General features: G+C 62.5%; 12 protein-coding genes and 1 riboswitch. Of the genes, 5 read left to right on the forward strand and 7 right to left on the reverse strand.

Annotated elements, in window-relative coordinates; genetic code table 11:
* Positions 1-52 precede the first annotated feature (52 nt).
* Complete coding sequence (locus ACZ6WW_RS08190; protein ID WP_465273767.1) at positions 53-826, forward strand: hypothetical protein; 774 nt, start codon at positions 53-55, stop codon at positions 824-826.
* A 204-nt stretch (positions 827-1,030) separates the two neighbouring features.
* Here the strand turns inward: ACZ6WW_RS08190 and ACZ6WW_RS08195 are convergent, their stop codons facing one another.
* The gene (locus ACZ6WW_RS08195; protein WP_465273768.1) at positions 1,031-1,693 is read right to left on the reverse strand and encodes a TetR/AcrR family transcriptional regulator; all 663 of its coding nucleotides are present in this window, start codon (positions 1,691-1,693) and stop codon (positions 1,031-1,033) included.
* Positions 1,694-1,800: 107 nt separating this feature from the next.
* Here ACZ6WW_RS08195 and ACZ6WW_RS08200 point away from each other — a divergent pair, with 107 nt between their 5' ends.
* Complete coding sequence (locus ACZ6WW_RS08200; RefSeq protein WP_465273769.1) at positions 1,801-3,348, forward strand: MDR family MFS transporter; 1,548 nt, start codon at positions 1,801-1,803, stop codon at positions 3,346-3,348.
* Positions 3,349-3,368: 20 nt separating this feature from the next.
* On the opposite strand, the gene ACZ6WW_RS08205 is transcribed toward ACZ6WW_RS08200, so the two are convergent.
* The 5 genes from ACZ6WW_RS08205 to xylA all read right to left on the reverse strand — a co-directional run bounded on the left by ACZ6WW_RS08205 (position 3,369) and on the right by xylA (position 10,074).
* On the reverse strand, positions 3,369-4,511 hold the full coding sequence (locus tag ACZ6WW_RS08205; protein WP_465273770.1) for a sugar ABC transporter permease: 1,143 nt from the start codon (positions 4,509-4,511) through the stop codon (positions 3,369-3,371).
* A 39-nt stretch (positions 4,512-4,550) separates the two neighbouring features.
* Positions 4,551-6,098, reverse strand: a complete 1,548-nt coding sequence (locus tag ACZ6WW_RS08210) for a xylose ABC transporter ATP-binding protein (RefSeq protein ID WP_465273771.1) — start codon at positions 6,096-6,098, stop codon at positions 4,551-4,553.
* 61 nt (positions 6,099-6,159) lie between these two features.
* Positions 6,160-7,176, reverse strand: a complete 1,017-nt coding sequence (gene xylF, locus ACZ6WW_RS08215; protein WP_281850393.1) for a D-xylose ABC transporter substrate-binding protein — start codon at positions 7,174-7,176, stop codon at positions 6,160-6,162.
* Between the two features lie 32 nt (positions 7,177-7,208).
* On the reverse strand, positions 7,209-8,765 hold the full coding sequence (xylB, locus tag ACZ6WW_RS08220; protein ID WP_465273772.1) for a xylulokinase: 1,557 nt from the start codon (positions 8,763-8,765) through the stop codon (positions 7,209-7,211).
* Positions 8,758-10,074, reverse strand: a complete 1,317-nt coding sequence (gene xylA, locus ACZ6WW_RS08225; RefSeq protein WP_465273773.1) for a xylose isomerase — start codon at positions 10,072-10,074, stop codon at positions 8,758-8,760. The genes xylB and xylA overlap by 8 nt, the downstream gene beginning before the upstream one ends.
* A 131-nt stretch (positions 10,075-10,205) precedes the next feature.
* Here xylA and ACZ6WW_RS08230 point away from each other — a divergent pair, with 131 nt between their 5' ends.
* The 3 genes from ACZ6WW_RS08230 to ACZ6WW_RS08240 are packed head-to-tail and all read left to right on the forward strand — an operon-like array spanning position 10,206 to position 14,398.
* On the forward strand, positions 10,206-11,423 hold the full coding sequence (locus tag ACZ6WW_RS08230; RefSeq protein ID WP_465273774.1) for a XylR family transcriptional regulator: 1,218 nt from the start codon (positions 10,206-10,208) through the stop codon (positions 11,421-11,423).
* Between the two features lie 27 nt (positions 11,424-11,450).
* Entirely contained in the window at positions 11,451-12,494 is a 1,044-nt protein-coding gene (locus ACZ6WW_RS08235; protein WP_465273775.1) for an aldose epimerase family protein, read from the forward strand.
* Between the two features lie 41 nt (positions 12,495-12,535).
* The gene (locus ACZ6WW_RS08240; RefSeq protein ID WP_465273776.1) at positions 12,536-14,398 is read left to right on the forward strand and encodes an ATP-binding cassette domain-containing protein; all 1,863 of its coding nucleotides are present in this window, start codon (positions 12,536-12,538) and stop codon (positions 14,396-14,398) included.
* Between the two features lie 81 nt (positions 14,399-14,479).
* Here the strand turns inward: ACZ6WW_RS08240 and ppc are convergent, their stop codons facing one another.
* Entirely contained in the window at positions 14,480-17,182 is a 2,703-nt protein-coding gene (gene ppc, locus ACZ6WW_RS08245; RefSeq protein WP_465273777.1) for a phosphoenolpyruvate carboxylase, read from the reverse strand.
* 109 nt (positions 17,183-17,291) lie between these two features.
* A riboswitch (S-adenosyl-L-homocysteine riboswitch) is annotated at positions 17,292-17,367 on the forward strand.
* The last annotated feature ends 6 nt before the right edge of the window (positions 17,368-17,373 follow it).

A 17,373-nucleotide genomic window follows, 5' to 3' on the forward strand; every position in this document is an offset into this window, starting at 1 on the left:
TGCCTGCAGAAAAGGCCGCGCTCGCGGCCTTTTTTGTGCGCATACTTCCGCCATGCGAAATGAGCCACACCTCGAACTGCGTGAACGCATCGCGCGGCTGGACCGCCTGGAAGAAGAGCTCCTCGACCGCCCCGCCGATAGCGCTGTGCGGCAGGCCATAGCGGACATCGAAGCCCTCAACCAGGCGTTATACCAATCGATTCGCGAGGCGATTTTTCGGGGTGAAGGACGCGACGCGATGCGCCTGTGGCTTGAATCATCCGACGATGCCTCGCCGGCCTACGACTACCGCGATGCCTTGATCAGTGGTGTGCTGCAACTGCCTGAGCCACGCGGTGAAATTGCCTCGCTGGAAAGAGACATGGTGTTCTACCAGCCGACACCGGCGCGGCGGATTTTCGATCTGCTCCAGCTGTGCCAGCTGCGCAAGGACGATCTGCTGATCGATCTGGGCGCGGGATTGGGGCATGTCTCGTTGCTTACCGCGATATGCACGCCTGCGCGCAGCATCGGTATCGAACGGGAGCTTGCGTATGTCCAGAGTGCAACCGAGGCGGCGGCAGCGCTTGGGCTCGAACGCGCCGGCTTCGCCTGCCAGGATCTGCGCGAGGCCGACTTAAGCAACGGCACGGTGTTCTATCTCTACACACCGGTGACCGGCGCATTGCTGGAGCAGGTGATGGCGAAGCTTGAATACGAAGCGGCGCGGCGGCCCATACGAATTGCAAGCCTTGGGCCCTGCACAGCCGTGCTGGCGCAGACCACCTGGCTTCAGGCGTCGCATCTGCCAGAGGAGCATCGCATTACGTTGTTCCACAGCACGTAGCGATATGGTGGCAGTATGGCCACGATTTCAGAGTGTCTCGAATAGCTCCCTACTCGTCATTCCGGCGTAGGCCTGAACCCAGTGGCTTCATCATTGGGTGCTGGCGAAAACTGACAACCGAAGCCACTGGATCTCGGCCTGCGCCGGGATGACGATAAGAAAAAACGCAGCTATACGAGGTTGCCTGTAGTCGGGATCGCAGCGTTACCCTGGCCCCGGGCTGATCCCATGCGTCAACATCGCCACCGCATGCCGCGCAATGATCTGCGCATCGATATGTGCCGACAGGGGATCGCCCTTCCAACGACGCACGGCCGCCATCGGCAGCGTGGTCAGGCCAAGCAGCGACACGAACAACAACGCCGGTTCGATGTCCGGATTGAGCTTGCCTTCTTTCTGCCAGCGCCTGACGTTTTCGAACATCGCCGCCTGGCGCTCGACACCAAAGCGTTTGCGCATGTGCTGTTTGAAGATGTCGTTGTCGCTGATCATCTCGCGGATCCACAACGCACCGAACCATGGCAGACGTGCGTTGGTGGCGACCAGCCGTTCGGCGATCAGGCTCAACGCCTTGATCGGGTCGCCAGGATGGGCCTGGAACACTTCTTCGATGTTCGCCCGCGCCGGCATGATGCGTTCATCGATCAATAGATCGAACAACTGCTCGCGCGTCTTGAAGTAATAGTGCGCCATCGCCGGCGTCATGCCGGCCTTGCGCGCGATCGCGCTGAGCGTGGTGTCCGCCACACCGTGGCGCGCGAACAGCTCCAGCGCGATATCGAGCAGACGCTCGCGCTGATCCTTGCTGGCAGCGGGTCCGGCGGGTCGCCCGGGGCGGCGGACGGGTTTACTGGTTTCGGTCGACACAGGGGCTCCGTAAGTCCTCCCATTCTAAAGGGCCGCACCCGACAGATTGACGGGCGGCCCAACTCTTGAGATATTAATAAACACATTAATTAATTTAAAGCCCAGCGATGTCCTCCCAACCGTTGCCGCAAGACGCCGCATTGCCGTCGGAGCCAGCCCCGGCCACCACGCCGACGCATCCCCCGATCCACGTGCTGTTCGGTGCCCTGATGCTGGTCCTGCTGCTGGCGGCGCTGGATCAGACCATCGTCTCCACCGCCCTGCCGACCATCGTTGGCGAGCTGGGCGGGTTCGAGTCCCTGTCGTGGGTGGTCACGGCCTACCTGCTCTCCTCCACCATCGTGGTGCCGCTATACGGCAAGTTCGGCGACCTGTTCGGCCGGAAAATCGTGCTGCAAACGGCCATCGTGATCTTTCTGCTGGGCTCGGTGTTGTGCGGACTGGCGCAGACGATGGATCAGTTGATCCTCACGCGCGCCTTGCAGGGCCTGGGCGGTGGTGGGCTGCTGGTAGTGACGATGGCGGCGATCGGCGACGTGATCCCGCCGGCCGAACGCGGCCGTTACCAGGGCCTGCTTGGCGGCGTTTACGGCCTGGCAACGGTGATCGGCCCCTTGCTTGGCGGCTTTATCGTCGAGCATCTGAGCTGGCGCTGGATCTTCTATATCAACCTGCCGCTGGGCGTTCTCGCGTTGCTGGTGATCGCGGCGGTGTTTCACCCGCATACCAAGCACGTCAAACACGAGATCGACTATTTCGGCGCCCTGTTCCTCGCAATCGCGTTGACGTCGATCATCCTGTTCACGACGCAGGGCGGCACGATTCTTCCGTGGACGTCTGGCCAATTGTGGGCGACGCTGATATTTGGCCTGATCTCGCTGGCAGGCTTCGTGATGGAGGAACGCAAAGCCAAGGAACCGATCATTCCGCTGCATCTTTTCAAGCAACGCACGTTCCTGTTGTGCAGCGTGATCGGCCTGCTGGTAGGTGCGTCGCTGTTTGGCTCGATCACTTACCTGCCGCTGTATCTGCAAGTCGTCAAAGGCGCTTCGCCGACCGGTGCGGGCACGCAGTTGATTCCCTTGATGGGCGGCGTACTGGTGACCTCGATCATCAGCGGGCGCGTCATCAGCAAGATCGGCCGCTACCGCATGTTCCCCATCGCCGGCATGGCCATCGCCTCGATCGGCTTAGGGTTGCTCGGCACGCTGGAAGAACACACGCCTATCGCGATGCTCTACCTCTATGCGGGCATTCTTGGCGCGGGCCTGGGCATGGTGATGCAGGTACTGATTCTTGCCGCGCAAAACAGTGTCGATTTCAAATATCTGGGCGTGGCGACATCCGGCGTCACCTTGTTCCGCTCGATCGGCGGCTCGATCGGCGTGGCGACCTTTGGCGCGCTTTTTACGCTGCGACTCAACGACCGCATCGCCGACTTCATGCCAAAGGCACCGCCGAACGCGCCACCCCGCGTACTGCGACCGGAAATGATCAACAAGCTGTCACCGGAACTGCATGCGAAATTTCTAAGCGCGTTCGATGAATCGTTGCACGGAGTGTTCTATATCGCTGCGTGCGTGGCAGCGATCGGCTTTATGCTGGCATGGTTGCTCAAGGATATTCCGCTGCGTTCGGCATCGAGGCCGCGTTAGGCGACCTCGACCACGTATCCCTACCCTCGATTCGAACCCGACAACACATCCACCCATACCGCCAGCACCAGGATGCCGCCCTTGACGATCATCTGCCAGGAGTTGTCGACATCCATGAGCTGCATGCCGCTGTCGAGGCTGGCCATCACCAGCGCGCCGATCAAGGCGCCATAGACCGTGCCAGAACCGCCGCGCATCGAGGTGCCGCCGATGAAACAGGCGGAGATCGCATCCAGTTCGGCGCCGGTCCCCGCCGAGGGCGAACCCGAGCCGGTGCGCGCCACGGTGATGATGCCGGCGAAGGCGCACATGAGACCCATCAGCGCGAAGACCACCAGCTTTACGCGGCCGACGTTCACGCCGGACAGGCGCGTCGCTTCCATGTTGCCGCCTACGGCATAGACATGCCGGCCGAACACGGTCTGCGTCGAGACATAGGTGAATACGGCAAGCAGCGCCAGCAGGATCATGACCGGAATCGGGATGCCGTTGGCATCGTTCAGCATGTGGATAAAGCCCGCAACGAACACGCCGATGGCGACGAGTCGTGCGACATCGATCCATAGCGGTGCCTGATGCAAGTTGAGCTTGGTGCGGCGCATGCGCCGGCGCACCGTGAGCGCAACAAGAATCAGGAAGATCACCCCACCGATCCAGCGCGAAAGCGCTACCGGCACAAAGCCCTGGCCGAGTGCCACCAGATCGTCCGGTGCCGGCGCGATCGTGGAGCTGCCGGTGACGTAAAGCACAATGCCCCGGAAGGCCAGCATGCCGCCCAGGCCCACGATAAACGACGGCACCCGCATCTTTGTCACGATAAAGCCGTTGAACGCACCGAGGAACAGGCCCAACAGCAGCACCGCGCCGATCGACGGCCACGTGCCCCACCCCATGTTGACCGTCAGGATCGCGACCACGCCGCCCAGTAGACCGAGCTGCGAGCCGATCGACAGGTCGATCTCGCCGGCGATGATGACGAACACCATGCCGCAGGCAAGCATGCCGGTGATGGCCATTTGCCGAAACAGGTTGGACAGGTTGTTCGGCGTAATGAACGCCGAGTCGGTCTTGATGTGGAAGAAGATCCAGATGACTGCGACGGCAATCAGCAAGGCGAGGATCTTATAGCGAACAAACAACTGCTGGATTTTCTGCGACTGCATTGGAAAGTGCTTCCCTGATGACGCGTGGAAAGTTAAGGATCAAGCGGCGTGCGCAGAGCCTTCGGCCGCATGCGAAATTGCCGCAGCGAGCACCTGCTCCTGGGTAAGGCCGACGTTACGGAAGTTGCCGCGCAGCTTGCCTTCGCCCACCACCAGCACACGGTCACTCACACCGAGCACCTCGGGCATTTCCGAAGACACCATGATGATGGCAACACCTTTGGCAACCAGCTCGAACATCAGCGTGTAGATATCGTACTTGGAGCCGACATCGACGCCGCGCGTGGGTTCGTCGAGTATCAACACCTTCGGCTGCGGCAACAGCATCTTGACCAACACCGCCTTCTGCTGATTGCCTCCGGACAAGCCGGCGATAGCCAGCTCGGGGCTTGCGGTCTTTACGCGAAGGCGCTTGATCTCGGCATCGACCGTCTGCAGCTCGGCCTGGCGGTCGATGGTGCCCGCATGCGCGTAGTGCGACAGCGTAGCGAGCGTAATATTGTCGCCCACGCCAAGCAGCGGCACGATGCCCTGGCGCTTGCGGTCTTCGGGCACCAGCGAGAGGCCGGCCTTGATCGCCTGCTCGGGGTTGTTCACCTTGATCGGCTTGCCCTCGAGGAACAGCTCGGCCTCGTAGCGCCCCGGATAGGCACCGAAGATCGCCGACACCAGTTCGGTACGCCCTGCACCGACGAGGCCGGCGATACCGAGGATTTCGCCGCGACGCACCTCGAAGGAGATATCGTCGACGCGCTTGCGGTTCGGGTTGGCGACGTCCCAGCAAGTGACGTGCTTTGCCTCGAAGACGACCTCTCCGATCTCGTGTTCCACCTTCGGAAACAGGTTCTCGATATCGCGCCCGACCATCGCCGTGATGATGGAATGCGTCGTCATCTCGCTCATGGGGCGGGTGACGATGTGCTTGCCGTCGCGAATGACGGTTACGGTATCGCACACGCGCGCCACTTCTTCGAGCTTATGCGAAATGTAGACGCAGGCGACGCCGTCGCGTTTCAGATCCTCGATGATCGACAGCAGCGTGTCGGTCTCGGACGAGGTCAGCGACGAGGAGGGTTCGTCCAGGATCAGCAGGCGCGCGTTTTTCGCCAATGCCTTGGCGATCTCGAACAACTGCTGGTAGCCGCCGCCATAATTCATCACCGGCGCCGCAACATTGACATCCTTGAGCTTCAGGCGGGCCAGCAAGGCATCGGCCTTTGCATACATGGCGTCATAATCCATGACACCGCCGAACTTCGTGCTCTCGTTGCCGAGGAAAATATTCTCGGCCACCGATAGCTGCGGCACCAGCATCAGTTCCTGGTGAATAATGACGATGCCGGCCGCTTCGCTGTCGCGCACCGAGGCCGCCTTCAACGGCTTGCCGTCGAAGACGATCTCACCGTCCCAGGTGCCATAGGGATAGACCCCGGAAAGCACTTTCATCAAGGTGGATTTGCCGGCGCCGTTCTCGCCGCACAGGCCTACGCATTCGCCCGGACGCACTGCCAGATTGATGCCATTGAGCGCGCGCACGCCGGAAAACTCCTTGACGATATCGCGCATCTCGAACAGGTATTCGCTCACCACGATTTCCTTTGCTCAAGACGGCGCCCGCCAGGGGCGCCGCCGGGTGTCGCATGACGCGTCAGTTGCCGACCTGGGCCGGCGTGTAGAACCCGTCCTTCACCACGAGATCGACATTCTGCTGGGTAAGCACGGTGGGCGTGAGCAAGATGGTATCCACGTCCTTCTTGCCGTTGTTCATCTTGCTCGTGAACTGGGGCGTTTCGCCCTTGGCGAACTGCACCGCAAGATTCGCCGCGTCGGTGGCGATGGCCTTGATCGGCTTGTACACGGTCATCGTCTGCGTGCCAGCCTTGATGCGCTTGATGGCGGCAAGATCGGCATCCTGGCCGGACACGGCCACCTTGCCGGCCAGCTTCTGCCCTTGCAGAGCCGCCACGGCGCCGCCGGCCGTACCGTCATTGGAGGCCACGATGCCCTGGATGTTGCCCTTGTTGGCGGTGAGGGCGTTCTCGATGATGGACTGCGCCTTCGAGGCCAGCCACTCGTCGGTCCACTGCTGGCCGACGATCTTGATATCGCCTTTCTTCACCAGCGGGTCGAGCACTTTCATCTGGCCATCGCGCAGAATCTTCGCATTGTTGTCGGTCGGCGCACCGCCGAGCAGAAAGTAGTTGCCCTTGCCGCCCGTTGCGCTCACCACGCCCTGCGCCTGCATCTCGCCCACCTTCTCGTTGTCGAACGAAATGTACGCGTCGACATCGGCATTGAGGATGAGGCGATCATAGGAAATCACCTTGATGCCGGCCTTCTTCGCTTCGGCAACCACCGTCGTGAGGGTCTTTGCATTGAACGGCACGATGACGATGACATCGACCTTGCGCGCGATCAGGTTCTCGATCTGCTGGAGCTGCTTCTGCTCGTTGGCATCGGCCGATTGCACCGACACCGTGGCACCCTTGGCTTCCGCCGCCGCCTTGAAATAGTCGCGATCACGCGTCCAGCGCTCGACCCGAAGGTCGTCGATGGAGAAGCCGATCACCGGTTTCTCCTTGCTGGCGTGTGCCTGTGGGACGGTAAAGACACCTGCGGCGGCGATCGATACGGCCAGCAACGTGTGTAGGGTCTTTTGTTTCATGCTCTCCTCCATGCGGTGGGGACCCGCCCGGATCAGGAAGGGCGGACATCTCCGCCCGGGACGTCTTGGGAATGGGCGGCTTGGAAATATAGCGGTTTCAGTTGCTCATACGAACGTAGGAACAAAGGGTGGCGCGTTTGCCGAAAATAAGCATGACGCGCTGCATCGGGCTCGCGTACCGCGGTGACATCCGGCATGGGACAGACGTCGTCCAGCAACGCATCGGGTTCCACCGACAGACGCGCAAGGCGGGCAGCACCGAGCGCCGGTCCGATTTCACCTCCACTGCGCAGCACCAGCGGCTTGCCTAGAATGTCGGCCAACATCTGGGTCCAGTAGGCGCTGCGTGAGCCTCCGCCGATCACGGTGATCTCTTCGCTGGTCAAACCGGTGCCCTCCACGGCGAGCAGGCCATCGAGCAGCCCCAGACCAACGCCTTCGAGCGTAGCGTTGGCAAGATCGCCGCGATCGGCATCCGGTCCCAGATTCGTAAAAGAGCCGCGTGCATGCGCGTTATTGTGCGGGGTGCGCTCACCGGTGAGGTAAGGCAGGAATAACGGCCCGTTTTCCTTCCAGCCGCGCGACTGCGCTTCGGCCAGCAACGCCGGCACGTCGGCCTGACCGGTAAGACGCGCGGTAAAGTCCAGGCAACTGGCGGCATTGAGCATCACCGACATCAGGTGCCATGTGTCCGGCAACGCATGGCAGAAGCTGTGCACCGCGCGTTCCGGACAGGCGCGAAAACCGTCCGATACGGCGAAGTACACGCCGGACGTTCCCAGCGAGAGCATCGCCTGACCATGGCGCACGATGCCCACACCCACGGCGCCGGCAGCGTTGTCGCCACCACCGGCCGCGACCGGCACGGCATGCATCCCCCAGCGCTCGGCAACGTCCTTGCGCAGGCGCCCGGCGGGCTGGCTGCCTTCGAAGACTTCCGGCATGTGGCTGCGGTCCAGACCGGTAGCGGCAAGCATGGCATCGCTCCATTGGCGCTTGCGGACATCGAGCCAGAGCGTACCGGCGGCATCGGAGGCGTCGGTCATGGCTTCGCCGGTGAGGCGCAGCCGCAGGTAGTCCTTGGGCAGCAACACCTTCGCTACGCGGGCAAACACCTCCGGCTCGTGCCGGCGCACCCAGGCAAGCTTGGGCGCGGTGAACCCCGGCATGGCAAGGTTGCCGGTGATCTCCCGAAACATCGGCAGCTTTTCCAGCTCGGTGCATTCGATATCCGCGCGACCATCGTTCCAGAGGATGGCCGGACGAAGTACGCGATCGGATGCATCGAGCAGCGTGGCACCATGCATCTGTCCCGAGAGACCTATCGCAGCCACACGACGCGGATCGACCTGCTTGAGCACTTCGGCCACCGCCGCCTCCGTAGCGATCCACCAGTCTTGTGGATCCTGTTCCGACCAGCGGGGTTTCGGATGCGAGACGACGAGCGGACTGGACGCGCTGGCATGCACCTCACAGACGGCATCGACCAGCACCGCCTTGACCGAGGAAGTGCCCAGATCGATGCCGAGATAAAAACGTGCCGAAGCTTCCATGTCCTGCTTCACCTTGCCGTACTTCAGCTCACCCATGGATATAGCGATTGACGAGGTTCTCCAGCTGCTCCTGCCGGCCCGAGACATGCTTCGGGTGCAGATCGCGGGAGATTGCCTCATCGGCAAGCGAAGCCAGCGTGAAACCACCTTCAAGTATTTTTGTGCCGAGCTCACCGTCCCAGCCTGCGTAACGTTCCGCCTTGAGTTCGGCGAGCGTATCGCGCTCGATCATCTTCGCCGCCTTCTCAAGGCTCAGCGCCAGCGTATCGATGGCGCCGATGTGACCGTAGAAAAGATCTTCCGGCGCACTGCTCTGGCGACGCAGCTTGGTGTCGAAATTGAAGCCGCCGGTGGTGAAGCCGCCGGCCTTGAGAATCTCGTAGATGACCAGGGTCATCTCCTCGACGCTATTGGGGAACTGATCGGTGTCCCAGCCGTTCTGCGGATCGCCACGATTGGCGTCGATGGAACCGAACATGTCCAGCGCGATGGACGTGGCCACTTCGTGGTGGAAGGAATGCCCCGCAAGCGTGGCATGGTTGGCTTCGAGGTTCGTCTTTACTTCACCTTCCAGACCGAACTCCTTGAGAAAGCCGTACACCGTCGCCGTGTCGTAGTCGTACTGGTGCTTGGTCGGCTCCTGCGGCTTGGGCTCGATGAGAATGGTGCCCTTAAAGCCCAGCTTGTGCTTGTGCTCCACCACCATTTGGAAGAAGCGTCCGAGTTGCGCACGCTCGCGGCGCAGGTCGGTATTGAGCAGCGTGTCGTAACCTTCGCGACCACCCCACAACACATAGTTGGCACCGCCCAGGCGATGGGTGGCCTCCATCGCGTGGCGTACCTGGGTGGCTGCGTAGGCGAATACTTCCGGTTGCGGATTGGTAGCGGCGCCGGCCGCATAGCGCGGATGGCTGAAGACGTTGGCGGTGCCCCAGAGAAGCTTCACACCGGTGTCGGCCTGTTTTTGCTCGAGCACGTCGACCATCGCCGCAAAGTTGTGCTTGTAATCGGCAAGGCTGTCGCCCTCGGGCGCTATGTCAGTGTCGTGAAACGTGTAGAACGGCGTACCAAGGCGTGAGAAAAAATCGAACGCGGCGTCGGCTTTCTCGCGAGCACGCGCCATCGGATCGCCAGCTTGCTGCCAGGGTCGCTCGAACGTGCCCGCACCGAACACATCCGAGCCGGGCCACACGAAACTGTGCCAGTAACAAACCGCCAGGCGCAGGTGATCGGCCATGCGCTTGCCCAGTATCTGGCGATTGGGATCGTAGTGACGGAAAGCCAGCGGATGATCCGAGGTCGGGCCTTCGTAGCGAACAGGAGCAACAGAGGAGAAGTACGACATGCGGTATTCCTTCGGGGAACGGAGCAGGAGAGCCAACACAATGAATGTCACCGATGCTGGCCAGCATCGGCCACCCGGTGCAATTGCGATTTCCAACGCGCAGGAAGGCTTTTTTGCTGCCGCACCGCGTCATGGCTCAGTCGTCCGATCCTGCTAATTTCAAAGCCATGGCACCGCACCGCATCGCTCTGCTGTTCAATGCCAACAAGGTCTATGACCGACAGGTCATTGCCGGTATCGGACGCTACCTCAACAGTACGCGCGTGGAATGGGACCTCTTTATGGAAGAGGACTTCCGCAGTCGCATGCGCGACATCCGTCAGTTTCGCGGCGATGGCGTCATCGCGGACTTCGACGACCCCCAAGCGCCCGACGCATTACGCAACCTGCATATCCCGGTGGTAGCGGTAGGCAGTTCGTACCACGATCTGGCCGCTTATCCGGCGGGCCTGCCATACATCGCCACCGACAACGTCAGGATCGTTCGTCTCGCCTACGATCACCTGATCGAGCAGGGCCTTCCGCGCTTTGCCTTCTACAGCATCCCGCCTCACCCGGGCAGTCGCTGGGCGCAGGAGCGCGAGCACGCTTTCCAGGCGATCGTGGTCGACGAATCGGTGGAAGGCGTCGTCTACCAGGGCCAACCCACCAGCGCAGGCGGCTGGGGCGGCGCCGTGGAGGAACTGGTCGCGTGGCTCACCGATCTACCCAAACCCATCGGCATCATCGCCACCACGGATGCCCGCGCACGGCAATTGCTGCAGGCCTGCGTGATCGGCGATATCGCCGTGCCCGAGCAGGTCGCCATCGTCGGCATCGACAACGATCCCATGGCTCAGTTGCTCACCCGCATTCCGCTCACGTCGGTGATCCAGGGCGCGGAGGAAATGGGCCGCACGGCCGCACATCTGCTCCACAAGATGCTGCACGGCGTGGATTGCTCCGATACACGAGTGCTGGTGCCGCCGGTGGGCATCAATGTGCAGGCATCGAGCAAATACCAACCGCTGCGCAGCCCTCACGTGATGCGCGCCTGCCACTACATTCGCCAGTATGGTTGTCTTGGCATCAAGACTGAACAGGTGGCCGACTATGTCGGCGTATCGCGCACCGTGCTGGAAGAACACTTCAAGCGCGAGCTGAAGCAGACCGTGCACCAGGCCATCCTGCAATACAAGCTGGACACGGCGCGACAACTCATCGCCGAATCCGACGCCTCGCTGGCCGACATCGCCGTGCGATGCGGATTCACCTCGCTGCAGTACATGCACACGGTATTTCGGCGCGAATACGATTGCACGCCACGCCAGTACCTCGACCTTCACCGCAAGCCGGCGCCCGCGCGCTGATCATCGCAGGCAAGGACCGCATCGCCCATGCCCGTTTCCGCAGCCATTGCCTGGGGTCACCTGCCCGACGGCCGCCCCCTGCACCGCTGGTCCCTGCGCAACGCCGCCGGCTCGCAACTGGATATCGCCGACCTTGGCGGCACCCTGCTCTCCTGGCAGACGCCGGATCGGCAAGGCCGCCTGGGCGAAGTGTTGCTGGGCCACGCCAACGCCGCGCAATACCTTGCATCCGATGCCTACATGGGATCGATCATCGGCCGCTGGGCCAACCGGATCCGCGGCGGCCGCTTCCAGCTCGATGGCATCGACTACAAGGTGGATCGCAACGATCGCGGCAATCACCTGCACGGCGGCAGCGACGGCTTTCACCTGCAACGCTGGGACGTGGAGCCGGAGGGCGATGCCCTGGTGCTGCGGCTGCTCTCGCCGGAGGGCGACGGCGGCTTTCCCGCCGAGGTGCGCGTGCAGCTACGCGTATGTCTCCATGACAGCGGCTACCTCGACCTGCGTTACGAAGCTACGAGCGATGCGGCCACGCCGCTCAGCCTTACCGCCCACCCTTATTTCAATCTCAACGACCGCCGTCCCGACATCCGCGACCACTTGATCCGAATCGATGCCGCGGAATTTCTCGCCGTCGACGCGCAGGCGATACCCATCGGTCGCCAGGCGGTGGCCGGTACCGCTTTCGACTTCAACGAAGCCGCACCGATCGGATCGCGCCTGCTCTGGCCCGATCCGCAACTCCGTCTCGTCGAGGGCTTCGACCACTGTTACGTGCCGAACGGCCCGTCGGGCGCCACGCCGCGCGCGATTGCCGAGGTGATCGAACCCTTGAGCGGCCGCCGCCTCGTCGTGGAAACCGACCGCCCCGGCATGCAGTTCTACAGCGGCCAGAAGCTGGCCGGCCAGCCTGGCAGGCATGGCAACCACTACGCGCCCTTTGCCGGTTTCGCGCTGGAGGCGCAGGCATTTCCGGATCAGGTCAATGGCCCGGACGCCGAAGCGGTCATCCTGCGCCCCGGCATGGTGTGGCGGCAGCACACGCGGTACGGCATCGACACCGTGTGAACTTTGCCGGGCTTGGCTCCGGCTGCAGGTACAATAGGCGGATGTCCCTAATCCAACTTCAGCGCGTCGACTTCAGTATCGGCGGCCCCCTCCTGCTCGAGCATGTCGATCTGTCGATCGAGGCCAACGAGCGCGTGTGCATCGTCGGTCGCAACGGCGAAGGCAAATCCACCTTGATGAAGCTGATCGCCGGCGAATTGCGCGCCGACGATGGCGAAGTGCGCGTGCAGAACGGCATCGTCGTCGCGCGCATGGCGCAGGAGGTGCCCCAGGGCACGTCCGGCAGTGTGTTCGACGTGGTCGCCGAAGGCCTGGGCGACCTGGGCCATCTGCTCGCCCGCTATCATCATCTGCTGCACGAAGGCGACATGGACGCGCTCGGCGATGTGCAGACCGAGATCGAGGCCCGCCACGGCTGGGACCTGGACCGCCGCGTCACCGACGTACTGACCCGGCTGGAGCTGCCGGCCGACACCGACTTCGCCGCCCTTTCCGGCGGTATGAAACGCCGCGTGCTGCTCGCGCAGGCGCTGGTGCGCAAACCGGACGTACTGCTGCTGGACGAGCCGACCAACCACCTCGACATCGAGGCCATCGGCTGGCTGGAAACCTTCCTCAAGCAGTTCGACGGCAGCATCATCTTCGTCACCCATGACCGCAGCTTTCTGCGCGCTCTGGCCACTCGCATCATCGAGATCGACCGCGGCCAGCTGACCAGTTGGCCCGGCGACTATGAGAAGTACCTGCGCCGCCGCGAAGAACGCCTGCATGCCGAATCGCAGGCCAATGCGCTGTTCGACAAGAAACTGGCACAGGAAGAAGTGTGGATCCGCCAGGGCATCAAGGCGCGCCGCACCCGTAACGAAGGCCGCGTACGCGCGCTCAAGGCGCTGCGTAACGAACGTAGTCAGCGACGCGAGCTCAGCGGCAACGCAAAGATCACGCTGGCCAACGCGCAGGCGTCGGGCAAGAAGGTCATCGAACTGGAGCACGTGCATCAGTCGTATGGCGGCCGCGTGCTGATCGATGACCTGAGCACCACCATCATGCGTGGCGACCGCGTCGGCATCGTCGGTCCGAACGGTGCCGGCAAGAGTACGCTGCTGAAGATTCTGCTTGGCGAACTCAAGCCGGAGCGCGGCGAGGTGTCGCTCGGCACCGGCCTGCAGATCGCGTATTTCGATCAGCATCGCTCCCAGCTCAATGACAGCCTGAACGCGCTGGATAACGTCGCTGAAGGTCGCGAGTACATCGAGCTCAACGGCCAACGCAAACACATCATCGGCTATCTGCAGGATTTCCTGTTCTCGCCCGAGCGTGCACGCGCGCCGATCACGCGGTTATCTGGTGGCGAACGCAATCGTCTCCTGCTGGCCAAGCTCTTCGCGCAGCCGTCCAACCTGCTGGTCATGGACGAACCGACCAACGATCTGGACGTCGAAACGCTGGAACTGCTAGAAGAACTGCTGACCGAATATCAGGGCACCTTGCTGCTGGTTTCGCACGATCGCGCGTTCCTGGACAACGTCGTCTCCAGCACCCTGGTGCTCGAAGGCGAAGGCCAGGTGGGCGAGTACATCGGCGGTTATACCGATTGGTTGCGCCAGCGGCCGGAGGCGCGTCGCTTGCAGGCCGAGAAGGCTGCTGCAGCCGCACCTGTTGCGGCTGCCGAGCCAGCCAAGGCCAAGCGCAAGCTCAGCTATAAGGATGCACGTGAGCTGGAACAACTGCCCGTGCGTATCGAGCAGCTTGAAGCCGATATCGCCGCCAAGACCGCGGTGATGAACGACCCGGGTTTTTATCAGCAGGACAATGCGGCGATCTTGCGGGCGAACGATGCCTTGGCTGCGGTGCAGGCCGAGTTGGATGCGGCTTATGCGCGGTGGTCGGAGTTGGATGGCTGAGTGCTTAAGAGCGCCCCTCACCCGCCCCTCTCCCTCGACAGAGCCAGGGAGAGGGGCGGGTGAGGGGATGCTCTTTGACCTTCAACCCGTATTCTGCAACCCCTGCGACACCCCATTCACGCAAGCCACCAGCGCCTTGAGCAAACCGTCATCGGTTTCGCCACCCTCGCGCCAGCGGCGCAACAGATCCACTTGCAGCAAACTCATCGGATCGACATAGGGATTGCGCAGGCGTATCGACACCGCCAGGCGTGACTCGCCGCCCAACAATTCCTGTGCGCCCTTGAGCTTGAGCAACCAGCGTTCGGTGCGTTCGAATTCACCCTGGATCGAAGCGAAATACGCTTCATGCAAGGGACCCGAAAGACGCGAGAACGCCTCGGCGATCGGCAGGTCGCATTTGGCCAGGACCATTTCGACGTCGTCGAGCATATTGGCGAAGAACGGCCATTCGCGCGCCATCTCGACCAATGCGTCTTCGCCATCGGCTTCGGCGATCGCTTCCAGCGCCGAGCCCAAGCCGTACCAGCCAGTGATGATCGAGCGGCATTGCGTCCACGCAAACACCCAGGGAATCGCCCGCAGATCCTGCACACCGCGCATCTCGCGTCGGCGTGATGGACGCGAACCCAGGGTCATGCGTTCGATCACGTCGATCGGCGTGGCCGCGCGGAAGTAATCGATAAAGTCTTTCCGATCCACCAGCTCGCGATACGTCTTGCGGCTGGCCGCCGCCAGCCGATTCATGCGTTCGCGCCAGATGTCTTCGCGCGCCTCGGTTTCGCGCGGACGCAGACTGGCACGCAACACCGCGCCCACGGTCTGTTCGAGATTGCGTAACGCCAAGGCCCGGATGCCATATTTGCGATGGATCACTTCGCCCTGCTCGGTCACACGCAGCACACCGGCCACCGAGCCGCGCGGCGAGGACATCAGCGCTGGCGCGATGCGCGAACCACCGCGGCTGGCCGAACCACCCCGTCCATGAAAAAACGACAATTGCACCTGCGCCTTCCCGGCCACCTCGAGCAACTCGACCTGTGCACGCTGCAAACCCCAGCGCGAAGCCAGCGTGCCGCCGTCCTTGCCGCTGTCGGAATAGCCCAGCATCACCCACTGGCGATTGCCACGCTCCTTCAGATGCTTGCGATAGAGCGGATCGTCCATCAACGCCTGCAAGGTCGCCGGCGCATTTTTCAGATCGTCGACCGTTTCGAATAACGGCGCGATATCCAGCGGCACGCCTGCGTCCACCGCCAGGCCACCGTAACGTGCCAGCGCCAATACGGCGAGCACGTCGGCCGCCGAACGCGCCATGCTGATGATGTACAGACCGACGGCATCGACGCCGTAACGCTTGCGCGCGTCATGCATGGTCTTGAACACGGCTTGCAGCGACTTGGCCTGCTCGTCGTCGCTGCCTTCGAAGCTACGCTCGCCACTGGCATAAGCACGCAGCGCCTCCACGCGCGCGGGCACATCGCGCTCCAGCCAACCCTTGTCGCCCAGCAAGGCGGACAAGGCCTCGTCGTGCACTTGCGAATCCTGCCGCACATCCAGCCGTGCCAGATGAAAACCGAAGCTGCGCACGCGCCAGATCAGACGTTGCACCGCATAGGCGCCGGCATAGAGGCCATGATGATCGATCAGACTCGTGCGGATCAGATGCAGGTCGTCGAGCAACTCCCTGGCATTCGCATAGCCTTCCTTGTGTTGATCGTCATGCGTCGCCTGCAGGCGCGCTTCGATGATGGTCAGCAGGGTCCGATAAGGCATATCCGCATGACGTGGGCGCACCTTGGCGGCCGCGTCGGGAAAACGTTGCCGATAGTCCAGCAGCTTCTGCTCCAGCCCGTCGTCGACACCCACCCTGCCCTCGGTCTGGCTGAGCAGACGCGCCAGGCCGGCGATATCGGCGATGTAGTGCTCGAGCACATGCGCGCGCTGCGTCGACAGGCTGGCGGCAATGGTATCGGCACCCACATTCGGATTGCCGTCCATATCGCCACCGACCCAGGTGGCGAAACTCAGGAACCGCGGCAACGGCACGGCGATGTCGTAGACCGTCTGCATCGCCTCAGCCATGGACTCATACAGCGCCGGCACGATGCGGTAGATCGGATTGGCAAGGTAAAAGCCGACGTGGTGATGTTCGTCCTGCACGGTGGGACGCAGTGGCGACGCTTCGGCGGTCTGCCAGCCGGAATTCAACGCCATGAAAATGCGGTCGTCGTCTTCCTTACGTTCCTGGGGAGTACGCGTCGGGTCGAAATTGTCCACCAGCGCCCGCACGATCGACTGCTCTTTCTCCAGCAAGGACCGGCGTACCGCCTCGGTGGGATGCGCGGTAAATACCGGCTCGACCTGCAGTCGCTGCAGCCAGTCGAGCAGTTCATCCGCGGCAACGCCCTGTTCCTTGAGGCGGGTCAGCGCGTCGAGCAGGGACTCCGGCTGGGGTTTGTCGCCCTCGCGCTGGTAGTCGCGGCGACGCCGAATCCGGTGGACCCGCTCAGCGATATTGACCGCCTGGAAATAGCTGGCGAAGGCACGAGCGAGTGCCTCGGCGTCGGGAGCATCCAGCCCGGCCAGCGAATCGGCCAGCGCATCGACGCTGCGGCCCTCGCGGCGGCGTCGGATGGCGGCCGTACGCACCGATTCCACCCGGCGGTAGAAGTCCTCGCCCTTCTGCTCGGCCAGCATCCTGCCGACCATTGCCCCCAGCCGGCTTACGTCTTCACGCAACGGGCCGTCGTGGGGCAGGAAATCGTGCTCGCGCTCTTGCATCGAATCCTCCTGACTGGAACGGTTGAGCCTAGCGCATCGCGTGCTGCATGGCACAAATTTTTTACGCCAATCCATGTCAGCGGCAGGTTATAATCGATGCTTCCGTAAGCCCGTCGAGGGGCGCTGCGACCGTATTCCTACGGCCAGGCTCGACGCGGCATGTTCCACAACGGCGCCCGGCCCAACATCGG

Source organism: Dyella sp. NPDC103356, assembly GCF_055584465.1.